Raw genomic sequence first — 23,625 nt, 5'->3', positions numbered from 1 at the left:
ACAGCGCACGGTTTTTAATTACTTCCAACTCAATGGGTGCAAGCGCTATCAGCTAAAGAGTTCCGACGCCTGACTCGCTGCCGAAAGCTCTTGGGCGAACGCCAACAACGTCGGTGCCAGTTCATGCAGTCGCGCGCCCGGCATCCGCGCGCTCGGTCCGGCAATGCTGAGCACGCCGATCACTCGCCCCTGTAATGGATGACGGATAACGGCAGCAATCGCCGACGTGCCTACCGCCGAACTTTCCTCGACCCAGGCATAGCCCTGCTCGCGCGCCAGGCGCAGCCGCTCCAGCAGTTCGATGTTGGAGCGTGGCGCATTGGGCCCCAGGCCCTCGGGCTTCTCGACCGCCTGGCGCTCAACCAGCGACAACGCTTCGGCATCGCTCATGCAGGCCAGCCACGCATGCCCGGAAGCGGTATAGAACAGCGGCGCATCGCGCCCCATGTCCGGGTCGTAACGCAGGCCGGAACGGGCTCCCTGGGATTTGGCGATCCAGGTCTGACGCTCGCCTTCGATCACCCCCAGACGCACCAGCTCGCCGGTCTCCCGGGCCAGCCGATCCAGCACCGGCTGCACAATATCCGCACCACTGCCGGACAAGTAGCGAAAGCCCATGGCGACCAGTTTGGTCGATAAGTGATAGCGCAGGTTTTCCGGGTTCTGCCGCACATACCCCAAACGAATCAGTTCGGCGAGTAGACGGTGGGTCGCGCTCTTGGGGATGTCCAGTTGCTCGGCCAGCGTCTGCATCGGTAAACCTTGGGGTTCACCGGTAAGGCTTTCCAGCACGCTGAAAACACGTTCGATCTGACTGCCTGCCATGGGAGGTTCCAAACGAAATTTGACTGATTCTAAAAGACAACTCGAAGGAAGCAAAATCTGGAACCTGTCCTGCAGTTGTCTTGACCGCTCTGCAGTGCCCGTCCGTCCATGAAACCGCTAATGTCGCCACTTAGGAGAACCCCTGTCGCCAAGGGCTGTCAGACGACCGGACTGGCGCCATACCTACTCACCGGCAACACTCATCACCATGCGCCTTCATCAGGTAAAAAAGAGGATCCCCCATGCTTTGGAAAAAAGGCCGACGCAGCGACAACGTGGTCGATGCCCGTGGTGATGATGTCGGTGGTGGGGGCGGTGGGATGCGTTTCGGTGGAGGCAAGGGCCTGAGCCTGACGGCGATCCTGTTGATCGTCGGGATCGGCTGGATCACCGGCCAGGACCCGATGCAGATTCTCGGCCAACTGACCGGGCAGATGAGCGAGCAATCGGCCCCGGCCCCCACCCAAACCCGCAAGGCGCCACCGGCCAATGATGAAGGGGCCGAGTTCGTGCGCTCGATCCTCGGCGATACCGAAGACACCTGGCGCCAGATTTTCCAGCAGGCCGATCGGCAATATAAAGACCCGACCCTGGTGCTGTTCAGCAACCGCGTCAACTCGGCCTGCGGCCTGGCGTCTTCGGCAACCGGTCCCTTCTATTGCCCGGCTGACCAGAAGGTCTATCTCGATACGAGTTTCTTTCAGGAGATGTCCCAACGCTTTTCCGCCGCGGGCGACTTCGCCCAAGCCTACGTGATCGCTCACGAGGTCGGACACCACGTGCAGACCTTGCTCGGCGTTTCAGCGAAAATTCAGGCCGCTCGCCAGCAGGGCCGGCAGATGGAAGGCGACAATGGTTTGCTGGTGCGTCAGGAACTGCAGGCCGATTGCCTGGCCGGGGTCTGGGCCAACCATGCGCAAAAACGTCTGAACTGGCTGGAGCCCGGTGACATCGAAGAAGCCTTGAACGCCGCCAACGCCATCGGCGACGACCGCTTGCAACAGCAAGGTCAGGGCCGCGTGGTGCCGGACTCCTTCACTCACGGCACTTCGGCCCAGCGAGTGCGCTGGTTCAAGGCCGGATTCGCACAAGGCCAGGTTGGCCAGTGCGATACCTTTGCCGCGAAGAATCTGTGATGCGTAAGTGGCTGCTGACTCTGTTAATCACCTGCGCAAGCACCCAGGCTGCCGAGCAGGGCGTCAAGGCGATCAGCTCCGGGCGCTTGCTGTTGAGCGCCGGGGAAATTGCGGTGAGCATTGGCCCGACGCCGGCGAAAATCGAACGCGTGCTGATCATGGTCCATGGTCGATTACGCAATGCCGAAACCTACCGCCAAAGCGCCGAACACGCCGCCGAGCAGGCGGGGCAAAGCGCGAACACGTTGGTGCTCGCCCCGCAGTTTCTCAACGAAACCGACATTGCGAGCCATCAGGTGTCTGACAGTGTTTTACGCTGGCAAGGCAATGACTGGATGGCCGGCGGCTTATCCACCGCGCCGTTTACGCTGAGCTCCTATGCCGCGCTCGACGAAATCATCGCTCGACTGGGTGATCGACGACAGTTTCCGGACGTGAAGCAAATCGTCATCGCCGGTCACTCCGGCGGCGCTCAGGTGGTTCAGCGTTATGCCCTACTGGGCCACCCTCAGCCAGCCCTCGAGGCGGAGGGCGTGAAAGTGCGCTATGTGATCGCCAACTCTTCGTCGTATGCCTACTTCAATGAGCAACGACCGGTGGCGTTCAGTCACGCTGGGTGCCCGAATTTCAATCGCTGGAAATATGGGCTGACGGATCTGCCCGCCTATGCCAATGGGCAAACACCTGCGCAACTCGAAGAAAACTACGTCAAACGTGACATCGTTTATTTACTCGGGCAGCAGGACATCGACCCGAATCATCCGGCGCTGGATAAGAGTTGTGAGGCCAAAGCCCAGGGTGCGTCTCGACTGATTCGTGGGCGCCACTATTTCAATTATCTGAAGCGGCGCCATTCTCAAGGGTTGAGCCAGCAACTGATCGAAGTGCCCGGGGTTGGCCACAATGAGGATGGGATGTTTACGTCGCCCGAGGGGCAGAAGGCGTTGTTTGGCCAGTGAGTTTTTGTGGTGTCTGATCTGACGCCATCGCGGGCAAGCCCGCTCCCACAGGGTTATGCACCATCCTTGTGGGAGCGGGCTTGCCCGCGATAGCGGTTAACCAGACGACCCATCTCTCAAGCCGACAGCATCTGCCGCAACGCCAAGCAATCGGCAGCATGCCAATCAGTCAATTCCGGCCACGGATTATCCGGCAGATTCACCAGCACCGTCCGCGTCCCCGCCGCCCGCCCGCAATCCAGATCAAAGCGGTAATCACCAACCATCACCATTTCGCTCGCCGGCACTTTCCAGGCTTCGGCCAGTTTCAGCAAACCGCCAGGATGCGGCTTGGGCGGTGCTTCATCACGGCCCAGTACATCCTCCACCGCAAAGCAGTCAGCCAGGCCAATCGCCTCCAGCGTGACATGCGCCAGTTCGCGAGCATTGCGCGTGAGAATGCCCAGACGATAACCGCGTCCGGCCAACTCACGCACCAGTTCCACCGCGCCCGGCGCCGGCTTCGAACCCAACGCCAGATCCCGCTCGTGCTCCAGCAGCCACGCGTGTTTGGCCGCCGCTTCATCAGCCGGCAACGCCGCAAGGTGGGTGAGGATGTCGTCTTCGGCGGGAATCGCCAACGCCACGCGAATCGCCGCGAAGTCATGCACCGCCACCGTCAGGGTGCCGTCCATGTCGAACACCCAGTGCCGCACCTCGGCCAGGCTCATGCCCAATCCTTGCGATGGCGAATCAGGCCTTCCTGAGTGACCGAAGCCACCAGTTGCCCGGCACGGTTGAACACGCTGCCGCGAGAGAATCCGCGCGAATTGCCGGCCCATGGGCTGTCCATGGCGTACAGCAACCAGTCATCGGCGCGCAGGTCGGCATGGAACCACAAGGCGTGATCAAGGCTGGCGACCTGCATGTCTTTCTGCCAGACCGATTTGCCGTGGGGCAGCATCGAGGTGGTCAGCAGACCGAAGTCCGACGCGTAGGCCAGCAGGTATTTGTGCAGCGCCGGGGTGTCAGCCAAGGCACCGTCGGCGCGGAACCAGACGTATTTGACGGGATCGGCAGGCTGCGGGTTGTAGGGGTCTTTTTCGGTCACCGGCCGGACTTCGATCGGTTTCGGGCACAGCAGCTTTTCGCGCATGTGCTCAGGGATCAGGTGCGCTTGCCGCTGGGTGAGTTCCAGCTCCGACGGCAGGTTTTCCGGGCCGACCACTTGCGGCATCTCAGTCTGATGCTGAAAGCCTTCTTCGTCGTACTGGAACGAGGCGCTGCAGGTGAAAATCGGATTGCCCTTCTGGATCGCCGTCACCCGGCGCGTACTGAAACTGCCGCCATCGCGCACCCGATCGACCTGATACACCACCGGCAATTTGGCATCGCCCGGGCGCAGGAAATAACCGTGCATCGAATGCACATGGCGCGCCGGCTCAACTGTCTGACTGGCCGCCGACAGGGACTGGCCGAGTACCTGGCCGCCGAACAACTGACGAAACCCCAGGTCCTGGCTGCGGCCACGGAACAGGTTTTCTTCAATCGGTTCCAGGGTCAGCAGGTCTACCAGATCTTCCAACACTTGGCTCATTCAGACTCTCCTCACACAACGCAATGCCGCGCAGTCTTGGCTGCGGCGGTCGATTCAGTTTATGGCCCGGTTCAACATGAGGGCCATTGTAAACGTCCGCGCCTGCTTATCCATGCAAGGTTTGCAGCCATTGCTCACGGGTGATGCGGTACAACACATGCGGGCGCAGCGGATGATCGGCTGCAAGCCGCGGGTGCTCGAAGTCATCGGCGGGGGCATGGTGCATGCCGATCGCTTGCATGACTTTCTCGGATGGCAGATTGGTCTTGGTGGTGAATGCGACGACCTCTTGCAGCGCCAATCGGTCGAACCCGCAGCGCAGAGCGGTCCACGCCGCTTCGCTGGCATAACCCAGCCCCCAGTGCTCGCGCGCCAGGCGCCAGCCGATTTCGATGGCCGGCGTGAAGGGCGCGTTGAAGCCGACCACACCGAGCCCGGTAAACCCGATGAACGCGCCGGTGTCCTTGCGCTCCAGCGCCCAGAGGCCGAAACCATGCTCGGCAAAGTGCCCGCGAACCCGCCCGATCAGCGAGGCACTTTCCAGCCGACTCAAGGGCGCCGGAAAATAACGCATCACCTGTGGATCGGCGCACATCGCCGCAAACGCCGGCAAATCCTCATCACGCCACTGCCGCAACAACAGTCGTGCGCTTTCGAGTTCCAGTATCGGCTCCATCTCGTCCCCCTTTCCCATCCCGCAAGTCTACATCGCTGGTAGGATCCTTCACTCATTCCTACATGCCTTCCTGTATAAATCAGCCATGCCCCTGCCATTGATCTACCACGAAGACTACAGTCCCGAGTTCCCGGCGGATCACCGCTTCCCCATGGACAAGTTTCGCCTGCTGCGCGATCACTTGGTGGACAGTGGCCTGACCCGCGACACCGATCTGCTGCGTCCGGATCTATGCCCGCCAGAGATTCTCGCCCTCGCCCATGACCCTGCGTATATCGAACGCTACATGGACGGTGAATTGTCCCGCGAAGACCAGCGACGCCTCGGCCTACCCTGGAGCGAAGCACTGGCCCGGCGCACGGTGCGAGCGGTCGGCGGTTCTCTGTTGGCGGCCGAACAGGCGCTGGAGCATGGCTTGGCTTGTCACCTGGCCGGCGGCACGCACCACGCGCACTACGATCATCCCGCCGGCTTCTGCATCTTCAATGACCTGGCGGTGATCAGCCATTACCTGCTGGAAAGTGGCCGGGTGAATCGGGTGCTGATCTTCGACTGCGATGTGCATCAGGGCGACGGGACTGCACGGATTCTGCACAACACCCCGGAGGCAGTGACCGTTTCCCTGCACTGCGAAAAGAATTTTCCTGCACGCAAAGCCGAAAGTGACTGGGACATTCCATTGCCGATGGGCATGGGCGATGCCGATTACCTGAAGGTGGTGGACGACGCACTCAACTATTTGCTGCCGCTCTACCAACCGGATCTGGTGCTGTACGACGCCGGCGTCGATGTGCATAAGGATGACGCCCTGGGTTATCTGAAGCTGACAGACGAAGGCGTTGCCGCTCGCGATGAAAGCGTGATGCGCCATTGCCTGGGCCGGGATATTCCGGTGGTCGGCGTGATCGGCGGCGGCTACAGCAAAGACCGCAAGGCCCTGGCACGCCGCCATGGAATTCTCCATCACAGCGCCCAACGGGTCTGGCAGTCATCAGGTTGTCATTGATGTGTGAGTCTTTACCCACAATGCCTGTGGAACCGCCTGTGGATAACCTGAGTGAAAGGGTCTGCAGGCCATGCTGCCTATAGCGTGCAACGGAGTGGTTGTTTTTTGATCAGCCCTTGAACACACCAATGTTCCCTGTGTGGGGGCTTGCCCGCGATGAAGCCGGCACATTCAACATCGTTGTTGCCTGACAGTCCGCTATCGCGGGCAAGCCCGCTCCCACAGTTATCGTGTACTGCTAGAATGCGCGGCTATCCCGCCAAACCGCAGCTCTCACCATGACCCAGCCCTCCACTTCCCTCCCCCCTCAAGTCGCCATCATTGGCGGCGGCCCCGCCGGTTTGATGGCGGCTGAAGTGCTGAGCCAGGCCGGGATCAAGGTCGACCTGTACGACGGCATGCCTTCAGTGGGGCGAAAGTTCCTCCTCGCCGGGGTCGGCGGCATGAACATCACCCACTCCGAGGCCTACCCGGCGTTTCTCTCGCGCTATGCCGAACGGGCACCGCAGATTGCGCCGCTGTTACGGTCCTTCGGTGCCAACGCCTTGTGCCAATGGATTCATGACCTGGGCATCGAAACCTTCGTCGGCAGCTCCGGCCGGGTGTTTCCCACAGACATGAAAGCCGCGCCCCTGTTGCGCGCCTGGCTCAAACGCCTGCGCGATGCGGGTGTAGTTATCCACACCCGTCATCGCTGGCTCGGCTGGGATCACAACGGCGACTTGCGCGTCGACAGCCCCGAAGGCGAAAAAACCGTTCAACCCGACGCGACCCTGTTGGCCCTCGGCGGCGGTAGTTGGTCGCGTCTCGGTTCGGACGGTGCCTGGATGCTGGCGCTGGAACAGCGCGGTGTAGAACTGGCGCCGTTGCAACCGAGCAATTGCGGTTTCGAAGTGCAGGCCTGGAGCGAATTGATGGTCAGCAAATTCGCCGGCAGCCCGCTGAAAAACATCGCCATTGGCCTTAATGACGACGTGCCACGACTCGGGGAGTGTGTGATCACTGCCACGGGGATTGAAGGCAGTTTGATCTACGCCCTGTCGGCACCGATCCGTGAAGCGATCAATCAACATGGTTCGGCAACTGTTCACCTCGACCTGTTGCCGGGCAAGCCTGTGGATAAAATTCAATCTGCGCTGAGTAAACCTCGCGGCTCCCGTTCCATGTCCAAACACCTGCACAGTCAGCTGGGCCTTGATGGCGTGAAAGCGGCGTTGCTGCGAGAGCTGACACCGGCCAATTACTTTACCGATCCGGCATTGCTGGCCAAGGCGATCAAGGCATTGCCACTGACGTTGGTAAAAAACCGGCCATTGGACGAGGCCATCAGCAGCGCCGGGGGCGTGATGTTCGAGTCGTTGGATGAACGGTTGATGCTCAAGCAACTGCCCGGCGTGTTCTGCGCGGGGGAAATGCTCGATTGGGAAGCGCCGACCGGCGGCTATCTGCTGACCGCGTGTTTCGCCAGTGGGCGAGCGGCTGGGTTGGGGATGGTGGAGTGGTTGAAGCGCAAGTGCTGAAGACCGTGTCGCGCCCATCGCGGGCAAGCCCGCTCCCACATTTGATCTCTGTTTTACACAAATGCTGTGTTCACTGAAGATCCCTGTGGGAGCGGGCTTGCCCGCGATGACGGTCTAACCGGCGCAGCGTTTAATCAAGGCTTACGCTTACGCGGCCCGGTATTGAACACCGGCACTTTACGCACAGGCTTGATCGAAGGCTCCGGCGCCGAAGCATCCCCGCTCTCGACCCATTTACCCAGGTTGCGCTTGCCGCCACTGGAGGTCTTGGGCTTCTTCGGTTTTTTCGGCTTCTTGACCACCTGACCGCTGGCATCGGTATCCGGCACGCGGTGCTCAGGCTCGAAATCCTGCTCCATCTGACGAGTCAACGTCTGACGGGTCAACATCTCGATGGCTGACAGCTGATTCACTTCATCGGCGCACACCAGCGAAATAGCCTGCCCGGTTGCGCCCGCACGACCGGTACGACCGATGCGGTGGATGTAGTCCTCTGCCACGATCGGCAGGTCGAAATTGACCACCAATGGCAAATCTTCGATATCCAGACCACGGGCAGCCACGTCGGTGGCCACAAGAATCTGCACTTCGCTGGCCTTGAAACGATCCAGCGCCCGCTGACGGGTCGCCTGAGGTTTGTCGCCGTGGATACCGTCGGCATTGATGCCCAGGCCCTGGAGCTTTTCCACCAACGCGTCTACGCCATTACGGGTCTTGGCGAACACCAGCACCTGCTTCCACTTGCCCTTGCGCATCAAGTGAACGAACAGCTCCGACTTGCGCTTCTTGTCTACCGTCACCACCCATTGCTTGACGGTGTTGGCAGCCACGTTGCGCGGGCTGACTTCGATGCTCAGCGGGTCGTTGAGCATTTGCCCGGCCAGCGTGCGGATGGCGTCGGAGAAGGTCGCGGAGAACAACAGCGTCTGACGTTTCTTCGGCAGCGCTTTATAGATATTCCCCAGTTCTTCGGAAAAACCCAGATCAAGCATGCGATCGGCTTCGTCCAGCACCAGGGTTTGCAACTGGTTGAACTTGAGCGCGTTCTGGCGGAACAGGTCGAGCAAGCGGCCCGGAGTCGCCACCAACAGGTCGACGCCTTTGCGCAGCTTCATCATTTGCGGGTTGATGCTGACACCGCCGTACACCGCATACGTGCTCAACGGCAGGTTCTCGGCGTACTGACGCACGCTTTCGTGAACCTGCTCGGCCAGTTCGCGGGTCGGCACCAGGATCAATGCGCGCACGGAGTTGGCGCTGACTTTCGGCCCTTCCATGGCCAGCAATTGCAGCAGTGGCAAGGCGAAACCGGCGGTCTTGCCGGTGCCGGTCTGGGCTGCTGCCATCAGGTCACGACCGGCCAGCACCGCCGGAATCGCTTGTGTCTGCACCGGCGTAGGGGTCTGGTAGCCGAGCGTCTCGAGAGCGCGCAGCAAGGGTTCGATCAGGCCAAGGGTGGCGAAAGTCATGGGAGTACCGTAGGAAAATTCAGCGCGGGTTGTTCAATACAAGTGTGCAAAACAAGATGCAATGGCGCGCAGTTTACCCTAATTCGCTCGGGATTCTGTCGGCACAACTACCGCAGGCCGATCCGCACCTCGGCGCCACTGCGGCAACCCGATCAACACCACTGCACTGATGATCACTGTCATGGCCAGCGCTTCTTCGATACCAATGGTCTCGCCAACAAACACGATGCCCAGCAACACCGCCACCGCCGGGTTGACGTAGGCATAACTGGTGGCCGCCGCCGGACGCACGTGTTTCAGCAGATACATGTAGGCGTTGAAGGCGATGATCGAACCGAAGACAGTCAGGTACGCCAGCGCCGCCCAGCCTTCGATCGGTGGCATGCTCTCCAGATGCTCGCCACTTACCGCGCTGCCGATCAACAACACCACACCGCCCACCAGCATTTCCACGGCACTCGCCATCGCGCCCTGAGGCAACGGCAAGTGTTTGCTCCACACCGAACCGAAAGCCCAGGACGCTGCCGCGAACACCAGCAATGCCGCACCCAACGGGCTCGATTGCAGATTGGAACCGAGATTGAGCATGGCGATACCGATCAGCCCGAGCACAATCCCGGCCCATTCGAGACGGGTATTACGCGCGCCCCAGAAATATCCACACAGCAAAGTAAATAGCGGCACCGTCGCCACCGCCAACGCCGCAACGCCGGAGGCCACGCCCGTATGCTCGGCGACGCTCACCGCACCGTTACCGAAGGTCAGCAGCAAAATCCCGATGATCCCCGCCGCTTTCCATTGCGCCCACGTCGGTGCAGGAGCCCCGCGCCAACGCAAGAACGCGTACATCAACGTCCCGGCGATCACGAAGCGGATACCAGCGAGCAACAACGGCGGCCAGTACTGCACGCCGATGCGAATCACCAGATAGGTCGATCCCCAAATCACATACAGCGCGAAAAAAGCAGCGATCAGCGGTAAGGAAAAACGGCGTATGCCAGGCATGGGCAGCTCGAGAACAAGATAAAGAGAGCAGCTATTCTAGAAAGGCCAGCGGCGGAAAATAAGTTACAAAACCTGTTTATAGCGCCGGTACACTTTTCAAAACACGGAGTTCAGCGCTATAAACCGTGCTTTCGAAAGTCAGTCTTTTTTCAGGAATGCCATGATGGACAAATACGACCGCATGCTCCTCGGCGCCCTGTTGGAAAACGGTCGTGCGTCCTACGCCGAACTGGCGCGCAAGGTAAACCTGTCCGCTCCGGCGGTGGCCGAGCGCGTGGCCAAACTTGAGGCCTGCGGGGTGATCACCGGCTACCAGGCGAAAGTCGACATGGCCAAACTAGGCCTGCCGATCCAGTGCGTCATCGAACTGCGCCTGAACCAGCACGGCAATCAGAAAACCTACGACGAACTGATCAAAATCCCACAACTCACTGAATGCCATCGCGTCACCGGCGACCCGTGCGTGATCATGCAAGCGGCGGTGGGTTCGATGCCGGAGCTGGAAGAGTTGATCAACCGGATCGCCACGTTCGGGTTCAGCAAGACCTCGATCGTGCTGTCCAGCGCCATCGAGAAGCGGGTGCCGTTGGGGCAGTTGGAAGGGAATGGCAAAGCGTGATGTGCCAAGGTCCCTGTGGGAGCGGGCTTGCCCGCGATAGCGGACTGTCAGTCAACAACGATGTTGAATGTGACGCCCTCATCGCGGACAAGCCCGCTCCCACAGGGGTTAGGTGCGACTCAGAACCCGCGATGCCGCTTGAGATGCTCATTAATCTTCGCCGCCGGCACTTTCTGCAAACTGACCAGCAGATCATGGGACAACTCCCGCAACCCATGCTTGCGCCGCAACTCTTCAGCCAAGTGCGCCGTCAGGTTGGCCGCCATTTCGGCATCGGCCATGGCCCGGTGAGCCTTGCCGGTATTGGGCAGGCTGGCGAAGGTGGTGAGGGTGCCGAGTTTGTGGTCCGGTGCGGCGGGCATCAGGCGACGGGCGAGTAACAGTGAGCAGGCAAAGTTCTGCAAGCGTGTGCGTTTGATTCGCCCAAGCTCAAAGTCCCAGAACTTCTGGTCGAACGCAGCGTTATGCGCCAGCAGCGGCGTGATGCCAACGAATTCATTGACCTCGTTCATCACCTGCTCGGCCGAGGGCGCGGTGCGCAGCATGGCGTTGCTGATGCCGGTGAGTTGCTCAATGAAGGCCGGCACTCGCACGCCGGCATTCATCAGGCTTTGGTAACGCTCGACAATGCGCCCCTGTTCAAGAATCACCACGGCAATTTCCGTGGCCCGGCAGCTGCTGCTCGGGGAGAGCCCGGTGGTTTCAAAGTCGATGACTGCTATGCGTTCCAAACCTGTTTCAACTCCGTAAAAATCAATTCTTGAGCAGCAACGCGCCTTCGATCGGCACATAACGGCTGGCGGCGCGGATCAGCGAATTGGCCGTGAGACCGGGTACGCCATAGGCCACCGCTTGCACGCCGTGCTTGCTGATGATGCGTTCCAGCAGCATGTCGAAATCTCCGTCGCCGGAGGCCAGCACCACTTCGTCGACATGGTCGGCGGCGTCCATGATGTCGAGGGTGATGCCCACGTCCCAGTCGCCTTTGGCCGAGCCGTCGCTGCGCTGGATGTAGGGCTTGAGCTTCACGATGAAGCCGAGATTGCGCAGGATCTGCTGAAACTGCTGCTGCTTGCTGTCGCCACGATCGATCGCATAGGCATAGGCCTCGACGATCTGCCCTTCTTTACTGACGTCAGCCCACAGCGCGGCGTAGTTGAAATGGCAACCATAAGCCTGTCGCACGGTGTAATAGAGGTTCTGGACATCGGCGAACACTGCGATTTTTTTCACCGTACATCCTCTTTGGCGTGCCGAAGCGCGGACAGGATCAGGCACCGGGCCCGAAAAGTTGCCCAGTATGCCAGCCCGAAGGATTGTTCCGCGAATAATCGGCCCGGGGCGCCATCGCGCCCCAGACGAATGGTGTATCAGATGAAGGAATCGTCGTCGCCACCGAAGAACGATGAGCTGTCATCGCTATAGTCGGCGTCGGCAAATCCGCCTTGATCGCTGGAATTGTCAGCCACACGCTGATCGTCGCCCCAGCCATTACCGCTGTCGCTCTGATCGTTGACCTGAGCCGGTTCTTCCTTGATGACTTCAACCACTTCCGGCTGTTGATTGTGCTGGAACAGGCTGCTGATGCCCTGCGCCAACATCACGCCACCGGCCACACCCGCTGCCGTTTTCAACGCACCGCCGAGGAAACTGCTGCCGGCCGCCGGAGCTTGTTGTTGCGGTGCATAGTTCTGCTGCGGTGCCGCACCGAAGTTTTGCTGTGGCGGCTGGGCGTTGAACGATGGCCGCGCCGGTTCACGCCAGCCGCCAGTATTCGACGGGGCGGCACTTTGAGTCGGCGCAGGTTGTGGATCACGGGAGCCACCACCGAAGATGCTCGACAAAAAGCCACCGCCGCTCGGCGCCGGAGCCGCCGTCTGCGCCTTGGCCGATTGCAGTTCAGCCTGCAATTGCTGGACTTGTTGGGTGAGTTGCTTGTTCTGTTCGTCGAGGCTCTTGATGGCTGCCTCTTGCACCAGAATCGCCTGGGTCATGAAATAGCCCGCCGCTGGCTGGCGAGTCAGGTGTTCCTTGATCCGCGCTTCGGCCTGGGCGTCGCGGGGGGCTGAATCCGTTTCGGCCTGTTGCAGCCGGGAAAACAGTCCATCGATCAGGGTTTGTTCTTCGCTGTTCATGGCGACCTCATAGATTGCCGGGAATATCGTCGCCCTCATCCACGGTGGATAAGGTGCTCACCAGTAATGGGGCTGATACAGGATGTTTCAATGACCTTTACCGAACGTTTACGTTTGCGCCCCAAAGGGTTTCATCGGTTAAAGTGAGGCACTGCTTTCAACCTGCGATACCGACTGATGAATCCGTTCGACGTACTGCGTGACTCTCTGTATTTCTTCAAGCGCAATCTGCGCCAGATCGTGCAGCTGTGCCTGCCGCTGGTGATTTTCGAGGCGCTGCTGCAACAAGTGGTCGACCACTCCACCGAGCCGGACAGTTTCCCCGGCATCAGTGTATTGGTCGGCCTGCTGGTGTATCCGCTGTACACCGCCGCACTGATCCTGTTTCTCGATGCCCGCAGCCGTGGCGAATCGCCGCGCACCCGCGACTTGCTGGCGACCTCCGCGACCCTGTGGCCGCGTTTCGCCCTACTGACCGCCCTCAATACACTGCTGATCCTGCTCGGCCTGTCGCTGTATTTCCTGCCGGGGATCTGGCTGATGGTGACACTGGCGTTCGGCGAATACCTGCTGGTGCTGCGCGGCCTGGCACCGCTGGCGGCGATGAAGGAAAGCCTGCGCCTGACCCGTGGGAATTTCCTGCGCATTCTGGTGTGCATTCTGTGCGTGATGGCCCCGCTGTGGGTACTCAAGGGGGCGACGCTGGCGGTTTACCCTGATCCACAGAACCCGGTGATCTCGCTGCTGATCGACAGCGCCCACAGCTTTCTGCAACTGTTCACCAGCGTGGTGGTGTTCCGCTTGTTCATGCTGATCGCCGATGCGCCCGAGAAAGCTGACGGAGCGCTCTAAGCGCTCTACCCTTGGGCTTGGGCGCTGCTCTCGGTTATGCTCGGGGTCAATTTTGTAACGCTATAAGCCGAGCCATGACCCGTCTACTGCGCTACACCCTGCTGGGCCTGCTGATTGTCATTGGCCTGATTGCATTGCTGATCTACAGCCTCACCTGGCGCCCCCTGGCCAAGGAAGCCCTGCCGGTCAATTGCAACGCCCAAGCACCGACGCTGGTGCCCGGCCAGGCACTGAAGGTGATGACCTGGAACGTCCAGTATCTGGCAGGCAAGCGCTACGTGTTCTGGAACGACTTGGCCGCAGGTAACGACGAGAGCCCTACACCTGAAGACATGGCCTTCAGCCTCGACGAAGTGGCACGGGTGATTCGCGACGAGCAACCGGACATCGTGCTGTTGCAGGAACTCGATGACGGCGCCAAAGCCAGCGACTACCAGAACCAGCTCAAGCTGCTTCAGGATCGAGTCACCGACCTGTATCCGTGCAGCGCACAGGCCTTCGACTGGAAAGCCGACTTCGTGCCTGAACCGCACATCTACGGCAGCGTTGGCCGACAATTGGCAACCCTGAGCCGCTACCAGATCGAACACGCCGAACGCCTGCAATTACCGGTCGCACCGGCCAATTTCATCAGCCGTCAGTTCAAGCCGAAAAACGCCTTGCTGGTCACTCACTTGCCATTGAGCAACGGCGGCCAAATGGCCGTGTTCAATACCCATCTGGACCGCGCCACCACCGCACTCGACGAAACCTTGCAAAGCCAGGTGACAGCCGTGGCCAAGATCCTCGACAAGTATGAAAGCCGCGGCACGCCGTGGCTGATCGGTGGCGACTTCAACCTGTTGCCGCTGGGCCAGTATCGACGCCTGCCCACCGAGCAACGCACGCCCTACTCCGCCGACAGCGCGCTGCATGTGCTGTGGGACAAATACCCGATGATCCCGAACAACAACGAAGCCAGCGGCATCGACCGGGCGCAATGGCTGACCCATTACCCGAATGACCCGGGCTTGAACGGCCCGGACCGGACCGTCGATTACCTGTTTTACAGCCCGCACCTCAAACGGGTTGAGGCGAGGGTGAGGCAGGACGATACGTTGCGCATTTCCGATCACTTGCCGGTGATTGCACGGTTTCTGTTGCCGGCCGCGCCTTAGATTTGCGGCGTTAGTGAACGCAGCCTGCGATCTTTTGACCTTCAGCTTTTACGCGGTTTGATCCGCGCCGTCGCCTCGGCCACCAGCGGATCATCCGGCCAGTAGTGTTTCGGATAACGCCCCTTCAAATCCTTCTTCACCTCGGCATACGTACTGCGCCAGAAGTTCGCCAGGTCCTGCGTCACCTGCACCGGCCGGCGCGCCGGGGACAGCAGATGCAGTTTCACCACTTGCCGGCCCCCAGCAATGCGTGGCGTCTCGGCCAGGCCGAACAACTCCTGCAACCGCACCGCCAGAATCGGCGGCTGCTCGCTGTAATCCAGACGAATCGATGAACCCGACGGCACGCTTAAATGATGCGGCGCCAGCTCATCCAGCCGTTGCGGCAGTGGCCACGGCAGCAGGTTGTGAACGATGCTCGACAGGTCCAGATTGGCGAAGTGACTGAGCCGCGAGACTTTTCCCAGATACGGCATCAACCAGTGTTCGAGGCTTTTGAGCAATGCAGCATCGCTGACATCCGGCCATTCGCTCTGCCCCTTACTGCCAAGATCCAGCTGCCGCAACAGCGCCACCCGTGCCTGCCACTGACGCAACTCTGGCGTCCAGGGCAACAGCTCCAGACCTTTGCGCCGCACCAGATTCACCAGCGCCTGACTGCGAGCGCTTTCATCGAGCCCGGTCAGCGGCTCACGGCTGAGGATCAATTCACCGACCTTGCGCTGACGCTCGGCGCGCAACACGCCTTCGCGCTCATCCCAATCCAGTTGATCGACGCAACGCACCTGCTCGGCCAACACTGAGTCAAACAGCGCCGGATCGAAATCAGCCGCCAGATAAATCCGTTCTTCACGCTGGCCCTGACGACTGCCCAGATCAGCGATCACCAACCACGGTTGCTTCATCAAGCTGTCCGCTTCGGCGAACAGCGCTGCGCGACCGTTGGCCAATCGATATTCCGCGCCACCGGCTCGCCGCTGTTGGGCGACCCGGTCGGGATAAGCCAACGCCAGCAATGCGCCAAGCCAGCGCGGATGCTCGGGATCGCTAACCGGTTCCGACGCCTTTCCTCGCAGATAACCGCGATACTGCCGCGCCAATTGCCGGGCCCGTTGAACGCCGCCCTGAGCACCACGAGCGGCTCGTTCTTCGCCGGACAGCAGCACCAGTCGACTGTGCAGATCCGCGCCGGCACCACGCAAGATATCCCGCTCACCGAGCAATGCCGCGACATCACAGGCCATGTCAGCGAGGCCGAGCGCCTGACCACGCAACAGCAAATGAGCGATCCGTGGATGGGCCGGCAGTTCGGCCATCGTCTGACCATGACGGGTCAGCGCTTCGCCCTCCAGCGCGCCCAAACGTTCAAGCAGATCCTGAGCCTGTGCATAAGCCGCTGCGGGCGGGACATCCAGCCAAACCAACTGACCCGGCGTCACACCCCAACGCCCCAGTTGCAAGGCCAGACCGGCAAGATCCGCCGAGAGAATTTCCGCACTAGCGTAGGCCGCCAGTTGCTCGTGCTGATCCTGCGACCACAGGCGATAACACACGCCCGGTTCCAACCGCCCTGCCCGGCCCGCGCGCTGAGTGGCGCTGGCTTTGGAAATACGCTGAGTATCGAGGCGGGCCATGCCGCTGCCCGGATCGAAACGCGGCACTCGCGCCAGCCCGGCATCGATCACCACGCGCACACCGTTGATGGTCAGGCTGGTCTCGGCGATGTTGGTGGCCAGCACCACTTTGCGTTTGCCGGCGGGCGCCGGATCAATCGCCGCGCGCTGCGCCGCCAAATCCAGTTCACCGTGCAACGGGCAAAGCAACACAGGCGTGCCCTCGCCCAGCGCATCGGCGAGTTGCTGATGCACTCGACGGATCTCCGCCTGCCCCGGCAGGAACACCAGCAGGCTACCGGTCTCATCGTTCAGCGCGTCGAGGATGGTCTGCACCACTCTTGGTTCAATGAATTCACCGGGCTGAAACGGCCGGCCCCAGCGCATCGCCACCGGGTACATGCGACCTTCACTGCGCAAGATCGGCGCATCACCCAGCAACCCGGCCAGGCGTTCGCCTTCCAGCGTTGCCGACATCAACAGAATTTTCAGCGGTTGGTCGTCGCGAAACAGCTCGCGGCCATTGAGGCTCAGGGCCAACGCCAGATCGGCGTCGAGACTGCGCTCGTGGAATTCGTCAAAGATCAGCAAACCCACGCCTTCCAGCGCCGGATCATCCTGCAAGCGCCGGGTGAGGATGCCTTCGGTGACCACTTCGATGCGGGTATTGGGGCCGACTTTGCTGTCGAGACGAATGCGGTAGCCAACGGTTTCACCGACCTTCTCGCCCAGTTCACTGGCCAACCGCTCCGCCGCCGCCCGCGCGGCCAAGCGGCGCGGTTCGAGCATCAGAATGGTCTGCCCGGCCAACCACGGCTCATCGAGCAAGGCCAAGGGCACGCGGGTGGTTTTACCGGCGCCGGGCGGTGCTTCGAGCACGGCTTCGTGGCGTGTAGCGAGGGCTTCACGCAGGGCAGGTAAAACTTCATCAATCGGCAAAGAAATCATGCTGGCTCCCAAACAGAGGGCCGAGTATAACGGCGAACTGCTTGGCGTTTATCACGGTCCTAATTCATACAGGCGCCCCTTCGTTTTGTAATAACCCAGGAGATTTCACATGCGTGCTCCCTTTCGCTTGATCGGCGGTGTACTGATCGCGACCTTGCTGACCCAAGTAACTGCCTGCGGCACGATTTTCTACCCCGATCGTCGCGGTCAGATCGATGGCAAGATCGACCCGGCCATCGCGGTGCTGGATGCCGTGGGACTGCTGTTCTATATCGTCCCCGGCTTGATCGCCTTTGCGGTGGACTTTGCCACCGGCGCGATTTACTACGCCCCCGGCGAGACTGCTCAGGTGGCGCCGGAAAAACTCAAGGAAGCCATCGGTGCCGACGGCAAGGTCGATAACCACAAGTTGCAGACTATTCTCGAAACCGAGTTGGGCCGCAGCTTCCCGCTGGACGATCCACGCCTGATCCAGCACAAGGGCAGCGCCCAGCAACTGGCCATGTTCGGCCTGCAACCCGCCGCTTAATCGGTGCACTAAAAAGGAAAAGCCGCACTTATGACCACCAGTACCGAACACGCCCGCCTGCTGCGGCTGGCGACGCGCGCCTCGGTGGCGGTCGCGTGCATATTGATCGTCGCCAAAGCCATCGCCTGGTGGCTGAGTGGTTCGGTGAGCATGCTTGCCGGGCTGACCGACTCGGCACTCGATGGCGTCAGCTCGCTGCTCAATCTACTGGCCGTGCATTACGCCTTGCGCCCGGCCGACGACGATCATCGTTACGGGCATGGCAAGGCCGAATCATTGGCGGGCATGGCTCAGGCGCTGTTTATTGGCGGCAGTGCGGTGCTGATTGCCTTGCAGGCGATCGAACGATTGAAACATCCGGAGCCGGTAGGCGCAGCGTGGCTCAGCATCGGGGTGATTGTGTTCTCCCTCGCCCTGACCGTGGCCCTGCTGATGTTGCAGCATCGGGTGATCAAGGCAACCGGTTCCAACGCCGTGAGCGCCGACTCCCTGCATTACCGCTCAGACCTGCTGCTCAACGGGAGCATTTTGGTGGCGCTGGTGCTGGCCGGGTTTGGCTGGCATCAAGTCGACCCCTGGTTCGGATTGGGGATTGCCGCCTACATCCTCTGGAGCGCCATTCATATTGCCCGGGAAAGCTTTGCGGTGTTGATGGATGAAGAGCTGCCGCCGGATGTCAGCCAGCACATGCTTGAACTGGCCTGCAGCGTACCGGGGGTTTTGGGCGCCCACGACCTGCGCACGCGGATTTCCGGCAACCAGTGGTTCGTGCAGTTGCATCTGGAATTGCCGGGGGAGTTGACCCTGTCAGTCGCCCACGGCATCAGCGATCAAGCCGCCGATGCGATTCACGCCGCCTACCCGCGAGCCGAAGTGCTGGTGCACGCCGACCCGCAGGAAGTGGTGAAAGCCGCCATGGCTCAGTAACTCACCTGATAACCGCGACTGCTCAGGCAATTGCCCTGAGCCTGTCGGTAGGCTTGCACCACCGACGGGGCCGGTTGATAGGTGACGGCACGCGGATCGAATCCACTCTGCTCCACGGCCCAGCGATAGCACTCGTAACCGTCCCGACTGACCTCCTCTGGCGACTGGCCGTTGGCCGGATACGCCACCACGTCGTATCCACTGCCGACCGGTTGCGGCTGCACGGGGGGTTCGACCACAACGTACTCCTGAGTGCTCTCCTGGTAGACGTAATACGCGCCGGCCGCCAGAAACAACAACGCGCCGCCAATCCACACTTCACGCGCGTAATCGGGCAAGTAGCGGACCCGAATCCCACGCGGCGGCTGAACCACCACGTAACGCGGGCCTTGCGGGCGATACCAGTAACCGCCGGAATAGAAATAATCCTGGCCGCGATACGGCACGCGGTAGTTGCGCGCCGGGAAGCGATCGATCACGTACCCCGGACGATACTGCGGGCCGGGGCCCCAGCCATTGCCGCGTCCATCCGGGCGACCGGGCCAGCGACGGTCATCGTGACGTGAGCCCTGACCGCCAGTCTGCCAATTGCGGTTGTCATAGTTGCGCCGCGGTTCGTCCTGATAGTAGCCACGCCGGGGTTCCTGGGTCTGGCGCACGGTGTCGGGCCGGCCCTGAATCGGCAGATTGTTACTGGGTTGTTGCGGCGCTCGCTCCTGAACGTTGGAGTCGTGCTGTACACGGTTCTGCCACTGGCCACCCTGAGTATTGGGATCGTGCGAAGGCCGGTTTTGCCACTCGCCGCCCTGATTCTGGTCGTGGAGCTCGAACTGGCGGCTGTTGTCGCCACGAATGATGTCGTTGTTCTGTCGGCGAGGCTGATTGTTACCGTCATGACCCTGACCTTTGCCCGGATGATCCGCCCCACGCTCCCCACTATCGGGACCGCGATATTGCGGCTCATCGGCCAGCGATTGCGCAGTGACACTCACACACAGCAAACCAACACCGGCCAAACGCCAGATGCGCGACTTCATGCTTTTCCTCACTGCGGGTTAGGGCCTGTACGTAAGACTGGGAAAGCACAGGCCGGTTCTGCAACAGGTTATCAGTCATGCAACTTATTTATTGAGGGTCGCCCACAAATTCCGGGCAATAAAAAAGGGAGACCCGTCGGCCTCCCTTTGAGAACTTCGTCCGTGCTCGACGCTTATGACGTCGGCTCACCTCACGCCGTCTTCTGGACAGTGTGTAGCTCGGGGGCCAACACATCCCCGGTGGGGGTGGCGACCGCAGCTGGCCTGATTGGGCGAGCCGCACTGGACTGTTTGTCCGAGCAGTGATTCTGGTGATAAGAATAGGCCCGGAGCGACGACAGAGGATTGCTAATATTGCTCAAATAAACATCACTTGCGCAATTTTTAACTCAGGATAGATAATCCTCCGCAATAGTTATGACAAAGGCCTGATTGATGAGCAAACTCGACCGATACGACCTGAGCATTTTGGCGGAATTACAGCGCGACGCGCGCATCTCCAATCAGGAGCTGGCCGAACGCATCGGCCTTTCGCCTTCGCCTTGCTCGCGGCGGGTCAAGCAACTGGAAGACGACGGTTACATCACCCGCCAGGTCGCCCTGCTGGACCGCAAGATGCTCGGCCTGAGCCTGACCGCCTACGTGCTGATCGGCATGGACCGCCATACACCCGAACGGTTCGAGAACTTCGAAGCCGCCATTCGCACCTTGCCGCAGGTGCTGGAATGCAGCCTGGTGACGGGGATGGATGCGGACTATCAGCTCAAGGTGGTAGTGCCGGACATGGATCACTATCAGAAACTGTTGCTGGGGCATCTCACCCGGATTGAAGGGGTGACCAGTGTGCGCTCGAGTTTTGTGTTGAATCAGGTGCTCAACAGCACCGAGTTGCCGCTGACTCATTTGCGCAGCTGAGGACGCCATCGCGGGCAAGCCCGCTCCCACAGGTTATGCGTCAGTCACAGTATTGTGCTCGACACAAAGCCTTGTGGGAGCGGGCTTGCCCGCGATGGCGTCGGCACAGGCGACGAATAGCTGCGACACACTGCCGCAGGTCAATACTTCACCAATCCCCCTTGGCATATACTCCCCCGCGTTTTAGCCCCACCCGCGCTGGAGATGTTCAATGGATCCTGCAGTACTCGAAGAGTGGATGATGACTGGCCTGGTCAGCATCTTGATCATTTTCATGGGTTTCATCGTCTGGGATCTGGCGAAAAAATCCAAGGCCGGACGCTTCGGCTCGTTCATTCTGTTCTTTGTACTGGGGCTGGGCGTGGCCGCATTCGTGGTCAAAAGCGTGGTCATCGGCATGATCGAATCCGGCACTCTATAAGCGCGCCGGCACTTCCTTCCACTGGCCCTGATCGAGCCCTTCGATCGACCAGTCGCCGATTTTGACCCGTACCAGACGCAACGTCGGCAAGCCGACCGCCGCGGTCATGCGCCGTACCTGACGGTTGCGCCCCTCGCGAATCACCAGTTCCAGCCAACGGGTCGGCACGCTTTTACGAAAGCGCACCGGCGGGTTGCGCGGCCACAGTTGCGGCTCATCCAGTTGTCGCGCTTCGGCTGGCAAGGTCATGCCGTCGTTCAATTCGACACCCTCGCGTAAACGCTGCAACTGCTCAGCGCTTGGTTCGCCTTCCACTTGCACCCAGTAAGTCTTGGCCAGTTTGTGTTTCGGGTCGGCAATTCGCGCCTGAAGCTGACCGTCATTGGTCAGCAACAGCAAGCCTTCGCTGTCACGGTCCAGCCGCCCTGCCGGGTAAATCCCCGGAATCTCGATGAAGTCCTTGAGCGTCGCCCGCCCTTCGCCGTCGCTGAATTGCGTCAGCACATCGAAGGGTTTGTTGAACAGAATCAGCTTCGGCTCGGCCGGCGGCGCTTTGGCGACACGGCGCGGGGCTGATTGCGATTTGTTCGCGCCAGGGCGGCGAGAGTCGGGACGTTGAGGACGAGACATGGCGAAGGAACATCTAACGGTCAGGGCTGCTAATGCTAGTGCCCCAACCGTCAAATGACCATGAGAACAATCAGCGGAACGGCGGCTCGTCGAAGCTGCGCAGTTTGCGCGAGTGCAGCGAGTTGAGCTCGGTGCGCAACAGATCTACCGCTTCGATGCCGATCTTCAAATGCTGGCTGACCGCGCGTTCATAGAAGGCGTTGGCCGAGCCCGGCAGTTTGATTTCGCTGTGCAACGGCTTGTCCGATACGCAGAGCAGCGTCCCGTATGGCACCCGCAAGCGGTAACCCTGCGCGGCGATGGTGCCGCTTTCCATGTCCACCGCCACGGCGCGGGACAGGTTGATCAGCGGACGTTCCTGCGCCCAGCGCAGTTCCCAGTTACGGTCGTCGTAGGTCAACACGGTGCCGGTACGCAGGCGTTTTTTCAGTTCGTCGCCCTTCTCACCGGTGATGTTGGCCGCCGCTTGCTGCAACGCCATCTGCACTTCAGCCAGGGCCGGAATCGGAATGTTCGGCGGCACAACCCGATCGAGAATCCCGTCTCGGCGCATGTAAGCGTGGGCCAGCACGTAGTCACCAATGGTCTGCGACTGACGCAAGCCGCCACAGTGACCGATCATCAGCCAGCAATGCGGACGCAGCACCGCCAGGTGGTCGGTGATGTTCTTGGCGTTGGACGGGCCGACGCCAATGTTCACCAGGGTCACGCCATGGCCGTCGCTGGCGATCAGGTGATAGGCCGGCATCTGGTAACGATGCCAGACCACGCCCGCGGCAATCGCCGACGCCTCGCCGTGGTCCATGCCTTTTTCGATGATCACATTGCCCGGTAACACCATGCGCACAAAACGCGGATCGTTGCGCAGTTGCTCCAGGCCATGAACGATGAACTGGTCGACGTAGCGGTGGTAGTTGGTCAGCAGAATCCACGGTTGCACATGGCGCCAGTCGCTGCCGGTGTAATGCACCAGTCGGCGCAGGGAGAAGTCCACCCGCGCGGCGTCGAACAGGGCCAGCGGCAGCGGGTCGGTGTTTTCCCAATCGTACAAGCCATCGGCAATGCCATCGGTGGCGGCCGACAAATCCGTACTCGGGAACACGCGCGCCAGCACCGCCGCCGTGACGCCGGAGCCGGCCAGTTCATCGCCCTGCTCGACCACGTACGGATACGGAATGTTCTGCTGGCTGACGCCGACTTCTACGGTCACGGTGAAGTCGTGCATCAACGGGACCAGTTGCTCCAGCAGGTATTTGCGGAAGGCACGGGGATGGGTGACGGTGACGCTGTAGGTTCCCGGCAACTGAACCTTGGCATAGGCGCGAGTGGTCTGCGGGACTTCGCCCTGGCAAAGGTAGGTCAGACGCAACTCGGGATAACGAAACAGAGCACGCTGCTCAGCGTCCGGCTCGACGCGGTCCTTGAGATAACGCTTGAGCGCCTGATTCAGCGCTGTGGTTGCACGCTCGTGCAAGGCAGCAAGCCGATCCACGGCTTGCTCGGCGGTTTGAACGACAATAAACGCTTCGGTCACGATCAGCTTCCTGTGTTCTGACTTGCAGACCTTCATCTTGCCTGCATCGTCGCTCCACGGGAACAGTGGCGTGTTGGCTATACATCAAGATGTGCTGCGCAGACAGACCCTGTGGGAGCGGGCTTGCCCGCGATGA

At 60.7% G+C, this 23,625-nt stretch carries 24 protein-coding genes; 11 read left to right on the top strand and 13 right to left on the bottom strand.

Annotated elements, in window-relative coordinates; genetic code table 11:
* Positions 1-48: 48 nt before the first annotated feature.
* Complete coding sequence (locus PSH65_RS04050; RefSeq protein WP_048396459.1) at positions 49-825, bottom strand: IclR family transcriptional regulator; 777 nt, start codon at positions 823-825, stop codon at positions 49-51.
* A gap of 242 nt (positions 826-1,067) precedes the next feature.
* Between PSH65_RS04050 and PSH65_RS04045 the strand changes: the two genes are divergently transcribed.
* Together PSH65_RS04045 and PSH65_RS04040 are read left to right on the top strand one after the other, a co-directional pair.
* Positions 1,068-1,961, top strand: a complete 894-nt coding sequence (locus tag PSH65_RS04045) for a neutral zinc metallopeptidase (protein ID WP_305425025.1) — start codon at positions 1,068-1,070, stop codon at positions 1,959-1,961.
* Positions 1,961-2,920, top strand: coding sequence for an alpha/beta fold hydrolase (locus PSH65_RS04040; RefSeq protein WP_305425024.1), 960 nt, complete (start codon positions 1,961-1,963; stop codon positions 2,918-2,920). The genes PSH65_RS04045 and PSH65_RS04040 overlap by 1 nt, the downstream gene beginning before the upstream one ends.
* Before the next feature lie 116 nt (positions 2,921-3,036).
* Here the strand turns inward: PSH65_RS04040 and PSH65_RS04035 are convergent, their stop codons facing one another.
* The 3 genes from PSH65_RS04035 to PSH65_RS04025 all read right to left on the bottom strand — a co-directional run bounded on the left by PSH65_RS04035 (position 3,037) and on the right by PSH65_RS04025 (position 5,172).
* Positions 3,037-3,630, bottom strand: a complete 594-nt coding sequence (locus PSH65_RS04035) for an HAD family hydrolase (protein WP_305425023.1) — start codon at positions 3,628-3,630, stop codon at positions 3,037-3,039.
* Positions 3,627-4,496: an acyl-CoA thioesterase II gene (gene tesB, locus PSH65_RS04030; protein WP_305425022.1), complete on the bottom strand. Its 870-nt coding sequence runs from the start codon at positions 4,494-4,496 to the stop codon at positions 3,627-3,629. Before tesB ends, PSH65_RS04035 begins: the two co-directional genes overlap by 4 nt.
* Before the next feature lie 106 nt (positions 4,497-4,602).
* Positions 4,603-5,172: a GNAT family N-acetyltransferase gene (locus PSH65_RS04025; RefSeq protein ID WP_305425021.1), complete on the bottom strand. Its 570-nt coding sequence runs from the start codon at positions 5,170-5,172 to the stop codon at positions 4,603-4,605.
* 85 nt (positions 5,173-5,257) lie between these two features.
* On the opposite strand from PSH65_RS04025, the gene PSH65_RS04020 reads away from it, so the two are divergent.
* Both PSH65_RS04020 and PSH65_RS04015 read left to right on the top strand, forming a co-directional pair.
* A complete protein-coding gene (locus PSH65_RS04020; protein ID WP_305425020.1) occupies positions 5,258-6,178 on the top strand; it encodes a histone deacetylase in 921 nt (306 codons plus the stop codon).
* A 278-nt stretch (positions 6,179-6,456) separates the two neighbouring features.
* Positions 6,457-7,698, top strand: coding sequence for a TIGR03862 family flavoprotein (locus tag PSH65_RS04015; protein ID WP_305425019.1), 1,242 nt, complete (start codon positions 6,457-6,459; stop codon positions 7,696-7,698).
* Positions 7,699-7,832: 134 nt separating this feature from the next.
* Here PSH65_RS04015 and PSH65_RS04010 read toward each other — a convergent pair whose 3' ends face one another.
* Both PSH65_RS04010 and yedA read right to left on the bottom strand, forming a co-directional pair.
* Complete coding sequence (locus tag PSH65_RS04010) at positions 7,833-9,167, bottom strand: DEAD/DEAH box helicase (RefSeq protein WP_038981420.1); 1,335 nt, start codon at positions 9,165-9,167, stop codon at positions 7,833-7,835.
* Between the two features lie 78 nt (positions 9,168-9,245).
* A complete protein-coding gene (yedA, locus tag PSH65_RS04005; protein WP_305425018.1) occupies positions 9,246-10,172 on the bottom strand; it encodes a drug/metabolite exporter YedA in 927 nt (308 codons plus the stop codon).
* Positions 10,173-10,335: 163 nt separating this feature from the next.
* On the opposite strand from yedA, the gene PSH65_RS04000 reads away from it, so the two are divergent.
* Positions 10,336-10,791, top strand: coding sequence for an Lrp/AsnC family transcriptional regulator (locus PSH65_RS04000; protein WP_305426935.1), 456 nt, complete (start codon positions 10,336-10,338; stop codon positions 10,789-10,791).
* A 119-nt stretch (positions 10,792-10,910) separates the two neighbouring features.
* Here PSH65_RS04000 and PSH65_RS03995 read toward each other — a convergent pair whose 3' ends face one another.
* From PSH65_RS03995 to PSH65_RS03985, 3 genes are all read right to left on the bottom strand, one after another.
* On the bottom strand, positions 10,911-11,522 hold the full coding sequence (locus tag PSH65_RS03995; RefSeq protein ID WP_305425016.1) for a PolC-type DNA polymerase III: 612 nt from the start codon (positions 11,520-11,522) through the stop codon (positions 10,911-10,913).
* 22 nt (positions 11,523-11,544) lie between these two features.
* The gene (locus PSH65_RS03990; RefSeq protein WP_030129509.1) at positions 11,545-12,024 is read right to left on the bottom strand and encodes an NYN domain-containing protein; all 480 of its coding nucleotides are present in this window, start codon (positions 12,022-12,024) and stop codon (positions 11,545-11,547) included.
* Between the two features lie 137 nt (positions 12,025-12,161).
* Complete coding sequence (locus PSH65_RS03985; RefSeq protein ID WP_305425014.1) at positions 12,162-12,926, bottom strand: DUF2076 domain-containing protein; 765 nt, start codon at positions 12,924-12,926, stop codon at positions 12,162-12,164.
* Between the two features lie 177 nt (positions 12,927-13,103).
* Between PSH65_RS03985 and PSH65_RS03980 the strand changes: the two genes are divergently transcribed.
* Positions 13,104-13,778, top strand: a complete 675-nt coding sequence (locus PSH65_RS03980) for a YciC family protein (RefSeq protein WP_305425013.1) — start codon at positions 13,104-13,106, stop codon at positions 13,776-13,778.
* A gap of 74 nt (positions 13,779-13,852) precedes the next feature.
* Positions 13,853-14,935, top strand: a complete 1,083-nt coding sequence (locus tag PSH65_RS03975) for an endonuclease/exonuclease/phosphatase family protein (RefSeq protein WP_305425012.1) — start codon at positions 13,853-13,855, stop codon at positions 14,933-14,935.
* Positions 14,936-14,976: 41 nt separating this feature from the next.
* Here PSH65_RS03975 and hrpB read toward each other — a convergent pair whose 3' ends face one another.
* The gene (gene hrpB, locus PSH65_RS03970; protein WP_305425011.1) at positions 14,977-17,496 is read right to left on the bottom strand and encodes an ATP-dependent helicase HrpB; all 2,520 of its coding nucleotides are present in this window, start codon (positions 17,494-17,496) and stop codon (positions 14,977-14,979) included.
* 109 nt (positions 17,497-17,605) lie between these two features.
* Here hrpB and PSH65_RS03965 point away from each other — a divergent pair, with 109 nt between their 5' ends.
* Positions 17,606-18,025: a polyribonucleotide nucleotidyltransferase gene (locus PSH65_RS03965; RefSeq protein ID WP_305425010.1), complete on the top strand. Its 420-nt coding sequence runs from the start codon at positions 17,606-17,608 to the stop codon at positions 18,023-18,025.
* Positions 18,026-18,055: 30 nt separating this feature from the next.
* Positions 18,056-18,952 carry a cation diffusion facilitator family transporter gene (locus tag PSH65_RS03960; RefSeq protein ID WP_305425009.1) on the top strand — a complete coding sequence of 299 codons (897 nt, stop codon included), beginning with the start codon at positions 18,056-18,058 and terminating at the stop codon, positions 18,950-18,952.
* Here PSH65_RS03960 and PSH65_RS03955 read toward each other — a convergent pair.
* Positions 18,946-19,989, bottom strand: coding sequence for a DUF6515 family protein (locus PSH65_RS03955; protein ID WP_305425007.1), 1,044 nt, complete (start codon positions 19,987-19,989; stop codon positions 18,946-18,948). The genes PSH65_RS03960 and PSH65_RS03955 overlap by 7 nt on opposite strands.
* Positions 19,990-20,424: 435 nt before the next feature.
* On the opposite strand from PSH65_RS03955, the gene PSH65_RS03950 reads away from it, so the two are divergent.
* Entirely contained in the window at positions 20,425-20,904 is a 480-nt protein-coding gene (locus PSH65_RS03950) for an Lrp/AsnC family transcriptional regulator (protein WP_007894448.1), read from the top strand.
* A gap of 211 nt (positions 20,905-21,115) precedes the next feature.
* Positions 21,116-21,325, top strand: coding sequence for a DUF2788 domain-containing protein (locus PSH65_RS03945; protein WP_038981401.1), 210 nt, complete (start codon positions 21,116-21,118; stop codon positions 21,323-21,325).
* Here the strand turns inward: PSH65_RS03945 and PSH65_RS03940 are convergent.
* Together PSH65_RS03940 and amn are read right to left on the bottom strand one after the other, a co-directional pair.
* The gene (locus PSH65_RS03940) at positions 21,320-21,955 is read right to left on the bottom strand and encodes a pseudouridine synthase (RefSeq protein ID WP_305425006.1); all 636 of its coding nucleotides are present in this window, start codon (positions 21,953-21,955) and stop codon (positions 21,320-21,322) included. The genes PSH65_RS03945 and PSH65_RS03940 overlap by 6 nt on opposite strands.
* A gap of 70 nt (positions 21,956-22,025) precedes the next feature.
* Positions 22,026-23,525 carry an AMP nucleosidase gene (amn, locus tag PSH65_RS03935; RefSeq protein WP_161794734.1) on the bottom strand — a complete coding sequence of 500 codons (1,500 nt, stop codon included), beginning with the start codon at positions 23,523-23,525 and terminating at the stop codon, positions 22,026-22,028.
* Positions 23,526-23,625: the final 100 nt, after the last annotated feature.

Source organism: Pseudomonas sp. FP603, assembly GCF_030687415.1.
In the GTDB taxonomy this organism is placed as follows: domain Bacteria; phylum Pseudomonadota; class Gammaproteobacteria; order Pseudomonadales; family Pseudomonadaceae; genus Aquipseudomonas; species Aquipseudomonas wuhanensis.
The sequence above is the reverse complement of the archived record's forward strand: the minus strand, read 5'-3'. Positions and strand labels throughout refer to the sequence as shown.